General features: G+C 49.6%; 12 protein-coding genes. 6 read left to right on the top strand and 6 right to left on the bottom strand.

The genetic code is table 11. From position 1 onward, the window contains the following. Nucleotides 1-246: 246 nt before the first annotated feature. Together C3B51_RS01790 and C3B51_RS01785 are read left to right on the top strand one after the other, a co-directional pair. Complete coding sequence (locus C3B51_RS01790; RefSeq protein WP_125778567.1) at nt 247-861, top strand: trimeric intracellular cation channel family protein; 615 nt, start codon at nt 247-249, stop codon at nt 859-861. A gap of 14 nt (nt 862-875) precedes the next feature. After that, complete coding sequence (locus C3B51_RS01785; RefSeq protein WP_130243956.1) at nt 876-2,393, top strand: YifB family Mg chelatase-like AAA ATPase; 1,518 nt, start codon at nt 876-878, stop codon at nt 2,391-2,393. Nucleotides 2,394-2,450: 57 nt separating this feature from the next. Here C3B51_RS01785 and C3B51_RS01780 read toward each other — a convergent pair whose 3' ends face one another. From C3B51_RS01780 to C3B51_RS01770, 3 genes are all read right to left on the bottom strand, one after another. Next, nucleotides 2,451-3,155 (bottom strand): response regulator transcription factor, encoded by a 705-nt coding sequence (locus C3B51_RS01780; RefSeq protein ID WP_125716882.1) that lies wholly within the window; start codon nt 3,153-3,155, stop codon nt 2,451-2,453. A 210-nt stretch (nt 3,156-3,365) separates the two neighbouring features. Then, complete coding sequence (locus C3B51_RS01775; protein ID WP_130243955.1) at nt 3,366-5,819, bottom strand: alpha/beta hydrolase family protein; 2,454 nt, start codon at nt 5,817-5,819, stop codon at nt 3,366-3,368. Nucleotides 5,820-5,908: 89 nt separating this feature from the next. After that, complete coding sequence (locus C3B51_RS01770; protein ID WP_130243954.1) at nt 5,909-7,117, bottom strand: EAL domain-containing response regulator; 1,209 nt, start codon at nt 7,115-7,117, stop codon at nt 5,909-5,911. 173 nt (nt 7,118-7,290) lie between these two features. Here C3B51_RS01770 and C3B51_RS01765 point away from each other — a divergent pair, with 173 nt between their 5' ends. Next, nucleotides 7,291-8,304, top strand: a complete 1,014-nt coding sequence (locus C3B51_RS01765; protein WP_130243953.1) for a site-2 protease family protein — start codon at nt 7,291-7,293, stop codon at nt 8,302-8,304. Between the two features lie 39 nt (nt 8,305-8,343). On the opposite strand, the gene C3B51_RS01760 is transcribed toward C3B51_RS01765, so the two are convergent. After that, the gene (locus tag C3B51_RS01760) at nt 8,344-9,657 is read right to left on the bottom strand and encodes a short-chain fatty acid transporter (RefSeq protein WP_130243952.1); all 1,314 of its coding nucleotides are present in this window, start codon (nt 9,655-9,657) and stop codon (nt 8,344-8,346) included. A 237-nt stretch (nt 9,658-9,894) separates the two neighbouring features. Between C3B51_RS01760 and C3B51_RS01755 the strand changes: the two genes are divergently transcribed. Next, complete coding sequence (locus C3B51_RS01755; protein ID WP_125716877.1) at nt 9,895-10,119, top strand: hypothetical protein; 225 nt, start codon at nt 9,895-9,897, stop codon at nt 10,117-10,119. On the opposite strand, the gene C3B51_RS01750 is transcribed toward C3B51_RS01755, so the two are convergent. Further along, nucleotides 10,111-11,016 carry an AEC family transporter gene (locus C3B51_RS01750; RefSeq protein WP_130243951.1) on the bottom strand — a complete coding sequence of 302 codons (906 nt, stop codon included), beginning with the start codon at nt 11,014-11,016 and terminating at the stop codon, nt 10,111-10,113. The genes C3B51_RS01755 and C3B51_RS01750 overlap by 9 nt on opposite strands. A 134-nt stretch (nt 11,017-11,150) precedes the next feature. Between C3B51_RS01750 and C3B51_RS01745 the strand changes: the two genes are divergently transcribed. Continuing rightward, nucleotides 11,151-11,525 (top strand): YacL family protein, encoded by a 375-nt coding sequence (locus tag C3B51_RS01745; protein ID WP_130243950.1) that lies wholly within the window; start codon nt 11,151-11,153, stop codon nt 11,523-11,525. Here C3B51_RS01745 and C3B51_RS01740 read toward each other — a convergent pair. After that, nucleotides 11,522-12,238 carry a 2OG-Fe(II) oxygenase gene (locus tag C3B51_RS01740; RefSeq protein ID WP_125716874.1) on the bottom strand — a complete coding sequence of 239 codons (717 nt, stop codon included), beginning with the start codon at nt 12,236-12,238 and terminating at the stop codon, nt 11,522-11,524. The genes C3B51_RS01745 and C3B51_RS01740 overlap by 4 nt on opposite strands. A 29-nt stretch (nt 12,239-12,267) precedes the next feature. On the opposite strand from C3B51_RS01740, the gene C3B51_RS01735 reads away from it, so the two are divergent. Next, on the top strand, nt 12,268-12,657 hold the full coding sequence (locus C3B51_RS01735; RefSeq protein ID WP_046005297.1) for an acyl-CoA thioesterase: 390 nt from the start codon (nt 12,268-12,270) through the stop codon (nt 12,655-12,657). The last annotated feature ends 2 nt before the right edge of the window (nt 12,658-12,659 follow it).

Below are 12,659 nucleotides of genomic sequence, written 5' to 3'. Positions count from 1 at the left end.
TAAAGTACTTCCATGTAGTATCTCCCCTTCGCGCATCCATGCGCTCACTTCCTCGAACTGCGAAGCGTTGCTTCGGTTTCTCGTCACCCTGCGTTCATTGCGCTGCGAAGCGGTGCTTCGGTCGCAATTCACCCTTGGGCAAAGTAAATGTACTCGCGTTGCTCGCTGTCATTGTACTTTGCACTACTATTTTATTAGCCGAAACTGAGCTAGTATCCAAACATCTAATGAAATAACGCTAAAACAATGTCTGAACTTTATCACTGGTTTGATTTATTGGGTGTCATGGTATTTGCTATATCGGGCACTTTGATTGCGTATAGTAAGCATATGGATGGCTTTGGTGTCGTGGTGCTCGCAACAGTTACAGGTATCGGAGGAGGGACCATACGAGATGTGATCCTAGATGTGCCCGTTTTCTGGCTACATGATTCAAGTTACTTCATTGCCATTTTCTCTGCCGTTGCGGTCAGTATCTGGACACTCAACAGACAAAAGCAGATCCCTACTCAATACCTGCAAATAGCGGACGCATTCGGGCTGGCGTTCTTTGCCGTAATGGGGGTTCAGAAAGCCTTGAATATTGGTATGCCCGACACGACGGCTGTGATCATGGGCGTTTTGACGGGCTGTTTTGGTGGCGTGATCAGAGACGTACTGGCGAGAGAAATACCGCTCTTGCTCAAGGGAGAACTGTACGCCATTACCTGTATTTTGGGTGGGATCGTTTATACTCAGTTAATCGACTTTAATTTAGCAACGGAAGTCGTCATGTTGCTGGCAATGGCCACTACTTTGCTTGCCCGACTGGCGGCTATGCGCTGGCATATTGTATTGCATGTTTTTAATTATAAAGACTAACCAAAGGGCAAGGAATGTCATTAGCAAGAATACTCACACGTGCCCAGGTTGGCATTAAATCTCCCGTCGTAACGGTAGAAGTGCACCTGAGCAATGGGCTACCAAGCTTCAACATCGTGGGCTTGCCTGAAACATCAGTGAAAGAATCTAAGGAACGAGTGCGCTCCGCGCTGCACAATTCCCGTTTTGTATTTCCCGAGCAACGCATCACGGTGAACCTTGCCCCGGCAGATCTGCCAAAGCAGGGTGGGCGTTATGACCTGGCAATTGCCGTTGGTATTTTGGTGGCGTCGGGTCAGCTTAATGAGCAGGCAACACAAGGGTGTGAATTTTATGGCGAACTTGCGCTCAATGGCGAGATCAGGGGAGTGACTGCGATTATTCCGGTGGTCATGGCCGCTAAAAATGAGCAGCATAAATGCTATATTCCCGAACAAAACGCAGGTATGGCCCAGCTGGTTGAGTACCAGCAATGCATTGCAGCAAATACGCTGCATGCCTTGTGGTTAGACTTGAGTGGGCAGGCATCATTACCTTTGATTGATTGCGTTAGCGTTAAGCCGCCAGATATATCCAACACCCCGTTCATGGATATGAGTGATGTAAAAGGTCAGCCAATGGCTAAGCGGGCACTCGAAATTGCGGCGGCCGGTGGTCATAATATTTTGTTTCTGGGCCCTCCCGGTACAGGCAAGTCCATGCTGGCGCAGCGAATGCCGGGGATTATGCCTAAGATGAGCATGGAGCAGGCGCTGCAGACTGCTGCTGTGTACTCGTTGACGGGTAAGCAGCTGGGTCTCGATACCTGGCGTAGCAGGCCATTTAGGGCGCCTCATCATACCTGCTCAGCCGTTGCATTGGTGGGGGGCTCATCCAATCCTAGGCCTGGTGAGATTTCCCTTGCACATAACGGCGTGCTGTTTTTAGATGAATTACCCGAATACGAACGCAAGGTTTTAGACTCACTGAGAGAACCGATGGAGACGGGCCTGGTGACTATTTCTCGCGCCGCGCAGCAGGTTGATTTTCCTGCTTGCTTTCAGCTTATTGCTGCACTGAACCCGAGTCCCACTGGCTGTCATACAGATAAACGGGCCTCGCCCGATCAGGTACTGAGATATTTAAGTAAAATATCAGGGCCTTTTGTCGACAGGATTGATCTACAAATCGAATTACCGAGGTTAAGTACGCAAGAATTACAATCCTCCAGACAGCAAGTGACCAGTGAAGAGATCCGCAGCCGCGTTGAAGCTGCTTTTGAGGTTGCTTTAACACGTCAAGGTAAGGCGAATGCCAGGTTAACCACCCGAGAAATAGAGACCTATTGTGTGCTTACGCCACAAGTCGCGCAATTGCTTGCCAGAGCAACGGAGAAACTCAACCTGTCGCCGCGTTCTTATCATCGAATTATTAAAGTCGCCAGAACAATTGCTGATTTGGCTCATCGCCAGGATATCACGGTGCCAGATCTGAAAGAAGCGTTGAGCTATCGGGCATTTGAGCGCCTATTGGGTCAGCTGACTTATAGCTAATACCAATGTGCTTTTTCAAATTGGATAGATATTAAGTGAAATTGGTATAATGCCTGGTCAGGTCGATAGCATGTAGCCTTTGCCGCGGACAGTAACGATGCGTTTTTGCTCTTTTTCGTCCCCAAGCTTTTTACGCAGTCTGCCTATCAACACGTCAACGGTCCTGTCACTGGGACTCCAGTCTGGTTGGCCGATCTCTTCCGAAATTTTCGCCCGAGAGGTCGCTTTACCTGCGTTCGCAATCAGGCAGATAAGTACTTTGTGTTCGGCTTCTGTGAGCCTGGCTTCGTCGCCATGCGGGTTTATGAGTGTGCGGTTGTCCGGATGCAGTTTAAAGTCTGCATATTCGATAAACTCTTCGGATTCATCTTCGCCCTTAGTACCGGCTATGCGCTTATACAGGGCCCGCATACGTAATTCCAGTTCAAGCAAGTCTACGGGTTTACAGACATAGTCGTCGGCACCTTGCGCCAGGCCTGCAATCCGATCTGCTTGGGTATCTCGGCTGGAGAGCATGATCACACCAATATCGGTGAGTGTATTGAGTTCTTTGGCCAGATTGAGACCATCTGTTGCGGGTAACACAACATCCACGATAGCCATATCGAAGGGAGTACCCTCATTCATCTTATTATGAACGAGCTGCAATGCTTGTGCACCGGTGTTATCCAGCGTGAGCTGAAATTCAGTATCAGCAAAATGGTTTGCGATCCTTTTTGCCAGTAAGTCGTCATCTTCCACCAGAAGCACGTTAATGTTCATAGCACCGTAACTTTATCAATAAATCACTTATATATTAGCACTGAGAAAACTGGGCTGAGAAGGGTAAGTTGATTATTTTCAAATAAAAAACAATGCAAATAAAACTTTAGTATGAGACTGTTGAATGAATAAAAATCTGGTTATTTTGAAATATCATACAGTTGAATGGCCTTTTAAAAAAAAGGCAGCACCTAAGTGCTGCCTGCGATCTTATTTGCCGTACAGGTGTTGCCACCACTGTGGTTGATCTTTTAAGTGCTTATCAAAGTAAGCGAGCATAGTATCCCACCACTGGAAGCGTCGATCACGGGCAAATATTTGATGATCTGCACCCTTGATTTCAATCAGTTCAACGTCCTTACCCAGCAATTTCAGCGCCGTATACATGGTATGGCTTTCCCCAACCGGGACATTGACATCGGCATCGCCATGCAACAGTAGCAGTGGGGTGGTGACCTTATCGGCATGGAATACCGGGCTATGTTGCGAATAGAGCTTAGGATTATTCCAGGGGAAGCTGTGCTTTGAGGCTTCACCTGAATATAGGTAGCCCCACCACCCCTGTCCCCAGTATGAGGTGATATTAGAGATACCAGCGTGAGAAATAGACGCACTGAACAGGTCTGTTTTAGTCGTCAGTAGCATGGTCATAAAGCCCCCATAGGATGCCCCCAGGTTACCAAGGCGATCTTTGTCAACAAATGGGTATTCAGTCAGAAATGCTTTGGTCCCTTTGATGATGTCATCGGCTGTTTGCTCGCCCCAGGCATTCACATGCTGAGCTGAAAAATCTTGCCCAAATCCGGTTGCACCTGTGGGTTGCAACACATAAACAACATAGCCATTTGCGGCCCACAAGTTAAACGGATAACGTCCCGTGAATGCTCTTGAAACCGGTGAGGTGCCACCGTAATAGTAGATCAATGCCGGATACTGTTTAGATTTATCCAGGTTGTGAGGCAGATATACGCGGCCCTTAATTTCAGTGCCTTGATTATTGGTAAAGTTAAACTCCTCGAGCTTCGCAATCTCACTGTTGGCATAAGCAAGCGGCGCTGAATCCCACACGGTGCGAGCGCGGTTTTTACTGATATTGACCTGCTTGAGTTGCTGTGGTGCAGAGGCTTGGGTGCCTGCCACTAACAGTTTAGGTTTACGGTTATCGGCAATGCTGAAGTGCTCAACCACATCCAGACCCGCGCTCAAACGCGTGTAACGATCTTTACTCACATCATAGAGATACAGCGGCTGGCGGTCTTCCTCTTTCACTTTGGCAATCACATCTCCGTTACTGAGCACGTCGATACTGCCAATAGCAGGGTTAAATTGCTTGCTCAGTGCTTTAGCGTTTGCGCCTTGGCTATCTAACCAATATAACTGACCGTCATAGTTGTTTGATAACTGGTCTTTGTCAACGGCTCTGCCAAGGCCATTGTTAAACTCTGGCCCTGCCAGTACATATACGCCCTGAGCGCCATATTTTGCTTCGTTGAAGGTGCGATACTGGCCAATGACGGTGTGTGAGCCCTGTGTCAGGTTAAACTCAACCAGCTCTGTAAGCATGTGAGGCGGCGCGGCATAATCTTGCACAGAGCGGCTGGTCAGAATGCGGTTGCTTTTGGCATCATGGTCTTCGAGTGTGTGGCTTTGCTTACCTTCGGTAAGTGCCTGGATCAGGCCGGTTTTGATATCCAGCAGGTAGATTTGTGTGTTGGTCCGTGCGTATGACCAGCGATCTTCAAGGCCCTGGTAGTGTTTCACCAAAGACTTGTCTGCTGAGGGGGATTTAGACCAGCTGAATATCAGGCTGGTATCATTAAAGTAGGCAAAGTCGCTTGCACCTGCCAAATCTTCGGCGATAACCCGAGACTTAAGGTTATCAAGATCCAGTGTTTTGAGTTGGCCGTCTTGACTATAGACCAGCTGTGCCCCGTCCTCGCGCCAGGCCAACGAGCCGGCGTTAACACCATCAAGGGTGAAAATAACCTTGTCATCCTCATTGTAAAGCGTGGTGTTGGTCAGCGCCTGATTACCTCGGTTTGGCTGGTAGTGTTTTTGCGTGACGACATAGTGTTCAGCATCAGGAGAGTAAGAAACCGCACTGATCACCGGCGCATCAAATAACTGCTTGGCAGATAAAGCGCGGGTAGACTTGCCAGTAAATAGTAGGTGGTCATGAGCTGTTTTACCATTAAACGCCACTGAGACTTTTTTCCAGTCGGCTACTTGCTCAGCAACAATGATGATCTGGTGATCGCCCGTAGGTAAATTCAGTGTTGAGGTCATTTTGTCAGAATGGCGTTCACCATTGACGAAAATATGCGCCTTTTCTATGCCATCCAGTACCAGTTCACCCTGCACGAAACGGCTGACCGAGAACTCCATTTTCAGTGCCTGCAGTCCGCCCATGGTTAGTGCGTTTAGCTGCGACAGGGGTTGCCATTTGGCATCAACACCCAGCATAGACACGGTTTTTTCTGAACCGGATAAACTTGGGATCAGATTGGCAATAATGGTTTGTTGATGTGCCGTATTATTGGGTTTAATTGTACTGGCCTGGCCCAGTGGGCCAATAAACTGGATATCTTGCTTGTCTATTGGAGCGGCACTGAGTGAGGTGCTCAGGGCAGACAACAGCAGCAAAGCAGCCGATCTTAACTTCATAGTTTGCGCCTATTGTGGGTAAATTAGACGTATACTATAACATAGACTTTGTGCTTCTCACTTAAGCGTGAGACTAACGCCGGAGCCCCTTATGGGTTTGAATTGATCATTCTCTGCCATGAATGGATCCAGCGAATAAACTCGGGCAGGGCTTTGGGCCGGCTGATCAGGTAACCCTGCATCAGCAAGCTGTACTTGTATTTCTCCAGATATTGTAATTCTTCGATGCGCTCAATGCCTTCGGCGACAATATCCATTTGCTGGTTTTGCGCAATATCAATCAGGCTATCGACCAGCACCTGAGAAAAGCGATCAGACTCTATATAAGTGATCAGGGAGCGATCCAGTTTGATCTCGGTAAAGGGCAGGTTTTTCAGTTGCTGTAGGTTAGTAAAGCCGGTACCAAAGTCATCCAGCGATAAATCGAACCCCCGTAATCTTAGCCTGTTGATGGTTTCCAGTTGCAAGCTGCTGACAATCGGCTGGTTTTCGGTGATCTCTATGATCACTTCTTTGGGCTCCAGGCGGTTGAGTTCGAGGATCAGTGCAAGCTTGTCGGGACAGCCGCTGTCATTGAGTTGCACAGGCGACAGGTTAAACGCGAGTTTAAACGGGTAGTTAAGCTCAGCCCTGAGTTTTTGAAACTCTTTTGTGGCTTTCTCAAACAGCTGGAAGGTCACCAGGTTGATCAAGTCCAGATCCTGGGCCACCCCGATAAATCGATGTGGTAACAGGGTTTCGCCATGCTGATGAGAAACGATTCGGGCAAGCACCTCAACACTTTTGATCTTTTTACTGCCGCGATGCACCTTGGGCTGATAGAAAGGGGTGATCTCACTGTTACTGATGGCATACAGCAATTGATCTTCCGTGACACAGGGCTCTTCTGTGTCGTCGTTACCAATAAAGCTGTCAAGTTTTTTCAGCAGTCGGTCGACATCATTCAGTTGCACCGGCTTGGCGATGTTGCCGATTAAATGGGTGTTATGTTGCCTTGCAAGGTTAGCGGCCAGGTCCATGACTCTGGCTTCCATCTCGGAAATAATAATGATCCCGCCGGGGTAACGCAGCTCTCCCAGCTTGCGGATCAGCTCCATGCCATCCATGTCTGGCATATTGAGATCGGTAAAAACCGCATCATATTGCAAAGGGGTTTGCCTTACCAGCTCCAGTGCCTGAGGCGCACTGGCAACGGTGGTAACGTAGTCAACTTCCAGCTCTGCCAGTATGGCCTTCATCACCACCAGAATGGCTTGGGAGTCGTCAACCACGAGAATGTGTTTAGCCTGATGCTGCATAACGCTATCCTTAGTATGGAACCTATTTTCAAGTTTAGTACATGGAATGTAGAACGCACATGACAGTGAGGTGGCAGGGCAAAATAATCACCTTAGACACGAATTGCAGGCTAGGTACTTGCTGAGAAAAAGTGCGTATAATGGGCACACTGTATAGTTAACGACGAGTCAGTATGACCCGCATTGAATTTCCTTTAGCAGGCCATCAGGTGTCTGTGTTAGTGAACCGCCAGGAGATCCTTCAGGTTTATCAGGACCAGCAGCGGCTGGCACATGAGCCCATAGAGGCACAACAGGTTGCAGTGACGGTCGCCGGGCAACAGCTCCGGCTGGACCCCAGTCGGCTTCCCGAAGGGCTATTAGCCCTCGCCGTAAACGAAGAACCCTGGCAATGGCTCGAAGTGCCGGCTGCGCACAATGATAACAAGGGCAGCTGGTTTGGGCTTGCCGCTTTGGGCTTTAAGTTACTGAAAAGTGCCAATGTGGTTAAAGCGGCACTGGCTGGCGCGTCACTGGCCGGGTATGCCTGGCTGTTTTCCTGGCAGTTTGCCGTCATGCTGCTGGCATGTCTGGTGATCCATGAATATGGCCATATCCGGGCAATGCGCTACTTCGGATTAAAAACCAAAGGGATTTATCTTATTCCATTTGTTGGTGGCTTAGCAGTGAGTGAAGACAAACTCACAACGCGCTGGCAGAATGTCATTATTTCCCTGATGGGACCGGCTTTTGGCTTGCTGGCCTCTGTGGCGGCGGTGGTCTTGTATTATGCCACCGGACTGGAGATATTCGCAGGCGTGGCAGTGCTAAGCGCCTTGCTCAACCTGTTTAATATGCTGCCGATTTTACCTCTGGATGGGGGTCATGTACTTAAGAGCATCAGCTTTTCCATGCGCTCCTGGGTTGGCTTGCTGATTTGTCTGGCGGGGATCCTGCTGGGTGTGCTGATCAGTTATACCTTTGGTCTGATGTTACTGGTGTTTTTCCTGGTAATAGGCACGATAGATATTTTACTGGAGTGGCGTGGCCGTCATCAGGCGCACCTGATCCCGCTGGACCGCTATGGACAGATTGTCTCAACGGCACTTTATGTTGGTGTTTGCGCGGGTTTAATTGCCGTTATGTGGCATTTCGCAGACGCTGATAGCGTATTGCTGAGCTTACCCATCAAGGTGTTATCAAACTAGCCTTCGGCCGGTCAGCACACTGACCGGCACGTTTAAGGTCTAAGCCAGAGTCAGCAAAAGTGCAATCACAACGCCGCTGACGAGCAACTGAAGCAGGCAAAACCCCATGATGTCTTTCGCTTTTAAACCAGCAATCGCCAGCACTGGCAGTGCCCAGAAGGGTTGAATAAGATTGGTCCAGGCGTCTCCCCAGGCCACAGCCATCGCAACACGCGCAATGTCGGCGCCCAGCTCTTGGGCCGCCGGGATCACAATCGGTGCTTGCACAGCCCATTGCCCGCCGCCAGAGGGGACAAAAATATTGACCAGACCGGCGCTGAGAAAGCTCCATAATGGCAAGGTGGTGCTGCTACTTATCTCAACAAAGCCGCTGGAGATCTGCTGCGCCAGTCCGGTTTTGACCATCACGGCCATGATCCCAGCATAAAAGGGAAACTGGATAGCAATACCAGCCCCTCCTTTGATCGCCTCCTGGAGGCTATGCAAGACGTTGGCAGGCGTGCGGTGTAACAGAATAGCCAAAAACAGAAACAGCGCGATGACGCTATTGAGATTAAGTGTACCGTTGGCTGCCACAAAATAATAAAGCAGATAGCCACATCCGAGCAGGCCCACGGCGATACCAAGCAAAGCACTGTGCTCAAGTCGTTCTGCCGGGGTTAGTACCGCAGGACGACAGTGCGGCTCAGCGTGCGCCAGTTTGGCCGGATCAACCACGACCTGCGACTCGGTAGGTGGCAGCATAAAGCGGTTGAGCAGCGGCATGATCACCAGCAGCGCGCCCAAAATAAGCAGGTTAAAAGGGGCAAACAAGGTCTGACTGGTGCTCAGAACGCCTATCTGAGCTTCAGCAAAATGTCCCGCGGTGGCTATAGTCAGGGGGACTGACCCGGCCAAGCCACCATGCCAGACAATAAAACCCGAATACGCACTGGCAACCAGGAGGCGGTAATCCACCGCAATCTGGCGAGCGAGGGCTTTGGCAAATAAAGCGCCCACCACCAGGCCAAATCCCCAGTTCAACCAGCTGGCCAGCATTGCAACCAGGGTGACCAGTATGATCGCCTGAGCGGGAGTGCGCGCCAGGGTTGCCAGTTTATTCAGCGCCATAATACAGGGGCGTGTACTGGCTAACATATAGCCACAGACTAAGATTAATAGCATCTGCATGGCAAATTGCAGCAGGTTCCAGAACCCGTGTCCCCAAATGGTGATAGCCTCGAGTGGTGAGGTCGGTGTAAATACGCTGGCGAGCGCGAGTACCAGCAGGGTCAGCAGACAGACAAACACATAAGGGTCGGGTAAATAGCGCTCGACCAGTCGACTGAGTGGCTGTGTGATACGGTTTAGCATGACAAGTTCCCATTGAATGCGCGCGACAATCAGCTTCCTGCTTAGTGACTTAATTCACTAAAAGTTAGTCAATTAAGCTATGTTAACCGCTGAGAGAGCCGCGTGTTTTTTATATTTTATTGATTTTTAAGTGTTTATAATTTTGGCACAAAACATGTAACAGATAAATCATACGATTGAATTGACTGCGCGTCACTAGCTATATGCGCAGTAGCAAATTAACTAAGAGAGGTCTTTATGGCAGGACAGGGTTCAGGGGGCAATGTAATTGCCGCGATATGTAATGTCTTTTTTCCGGGCTTAGGCCAATTAGTGCAGGGACGTTTACTTGCCGCACTTATCTTTGCGGTCATCTGTGTTGGCGGATATGCACTTTGGTGGTTGGTAGTGCCTGGGGTGCTGGCGGCGCTCGTGCACTTGTGGTCTATCATTGATGCGGCCAAATATCGCTCATCAGATTGATAGAATAGCCAGCCACAGGCTCAGCGAGACGACACTCAGCAGTGTGGATAATACTACGCTGCCCGCGCTGATAGCCTGTTGCACGCCTAGCTGGCGTGCGACCAGATAAGCATTAACCCCCAATGGCGCTGCACTCATCAGGGTGACGACCTGGCGTTGCAGCGGCTCAAGCGCGAGCAGGGTTGCTGTCAGGTAAACACATAAAGGCAGGATCAGTAGTTTGACGATGCTGAGCATCAGTGCCGGATACCACACCGGCCGAAATCCGTACTGAACCAGACTGGCACCCAATACAAACAGCGCCCCCGCAATCGCGGGCTGGGCAAACCACTCCATACCCGATAACAATAGTGCCGGCAGGCTCAGAGACATCAGATTGGCAATGAGTCCGAGGCTGATGCTGAGTACAACCGGGTTCAGAAACAGTGGTTTGAGCCATTCAACTCCGCCATTTGCTCTTCGGGCTAGTATAAAGGTCAGTGAAAACAACACGGCACTGTGTAGCGGAATGATCATAAACACCATGGCCGCAGCTTGCTCGCCGAGCGCGGCCAGAATGACTGGCAGACCCACCACCACGGTATTTGAGTAAGTGCTATTCAGTGCGCTCAGCGCCGCATCGCTCATGGTGAGATTAAAGCGAGCCCGCAGTAAGACGAGTACCAGCAGGTACAGCACCACTACCGGCAGATAAAAGGCCAGCAGCAGAGAGGCTGATGCTACTTGCGACAGATCGGCACGAAACATACTTAAAAAAAGCAGTACGGGAATGGCGAGATTAAAAATGTAGATCCGGATCCCGTCCAGCTGTGCGCCAGAGATAAAACGGATCCGCGCAGCCACAAAGCCACAGGTGACGACGAAAATCAGTGGAAACAGAATATCAATGAAAGTCACGGCTTACTCGTTGGTTAAGACGGGGGCTCTGGCAATGCACTGGACTATTATACGGGTTTATCTCTACTTAACAATGCAGCGGCGTGTGGTTCAGGTATACTTACAGGGTTGTATTAAATGAGCTTGAAGTGACTATGGAGTATCAGTTTATTCGCGATCCTATCAGCGGATTTCGCGTCAAAATGTCAGCTGAACATGAGCTGGTGGGGCGTTGGTTGAACGATGAACTTGAGCATGCGGCATTGCCGGGATTACTGGCACGGCTGAAGGAGATCAAAGCAACCCGGGATGAGTTTTGTCTGGAAGGACGCGAGGTGCGCCTGATTGTGTCACACCAGGAAGCCCTGTTTGAAGCCCACGACTTATACCATGAGCAAGCGGATGCGCTGTCGGCTTACAGCGATGATGCGCTTGCCCTGGAAGAGCATGGCCTGAGCGCAGGTTGCGGCTTCGAGGATTTCGAAGCCCTGTTGCTCGACTGGCAAGATTTTATTCGCCGTCGTCGTTAGCTGGTGGCTTGCTGAGGCGGGGCACCATACAATTGCTCTGCCCGATTGAATAACACCCAGGATGTGAGGATATACTTGTCATTAGAGCGAGGCATGTTGCCCCGATGCGTGTGTGTAAAGTAGGCCGGTGCAATAACCATAGAGCCTTGTTTTGGCTTGATACGTTTATCCTGATAATGAAACTCAGTTTCCCCGCCTTCCTCGACATCGTTGAGATAAAACATAAACAACAGTACCCGGTGCAGTGCTTCGTTGTGCTGCAATTGCGGGTAAACTTCACTGTGCCAGTACGGGTATCCGCCTTCATTGGTTGGATAGCGCTGCGCCTGAATAGAGCCTAAACGGAACAATTGCTGAGTTAAAATCGGTAACTGAGGTTTACCCACTTCTTCAAAGTTATCAACGGTTAAGTTAACGGGCTTACCGGTTTTGGGGTGATAGACACTCAGTCCGAAGGCCCCAATCATCATAAAAAAGTGCTCTTCAATATAATCGAACAGGTATTTTGACGTGGTTTGTTGAATGTGTGTTAATTGCTGCGCATAATCCGGGTATTGATTTAAATACAAATCCTGACTGACTTTCTTACTGAGGTCGATACCACCTGAGGTGGTCCCCTGAGCCAGGTGAGGGCTGTTATCAAAGGTCTGAATAAACTGCTGGCAAAACTCAGGACTCAGTGCATTTTCATAAATGCGAATAAAATCAGTCATGTTGATATCCAAAATTGGTTAGAATTATTATGTTGTCAGAAACTCTTATGCCGCGTTTCAGTGAAACGGATGTCCTCGGACACATCAACAATACCGCACTCCCAGTGTGGTTTGAAGCGGCGCGCACGCCTATTTTCAAAATTTTTACACCGGATCTTAATCCACATCAATGGAAGCTGATTGTGGCCAAAGTGGAGGTGACCTTTAAAGGTGAGCTGTTTTATGGGCAAGCGGTTGAAGTGAAAACCGCCATTGAAAAAATTGGTAACAGCTCCTTTGTGATCTTACAGCAGGCCTGGCAGCACGGTGAATGCTGCGCTGAAGGCCGTACTGTGATGGTGCGATATGACTTTGCGGGTAAAGCCGCACAGCCACTGAGTGACGAGGAAAAAGCGGCACTCGCACAGTATGCATTATAACG

Source organism: Pseudoalteromonas rubra, from assembly GCF_004212645.1.
GTDB classification, from domain to species: domain Bacteria; phylum Pseudomonadota; class Gammaproteobacteria; order Enterobacterales; family Alteromonadaceae; genus Pseudoalteromonas; species Pseudoalteromonas rubra_G.
This window is presented reverse-complemented; position numbering and strand designations above follow the sequence as displayed.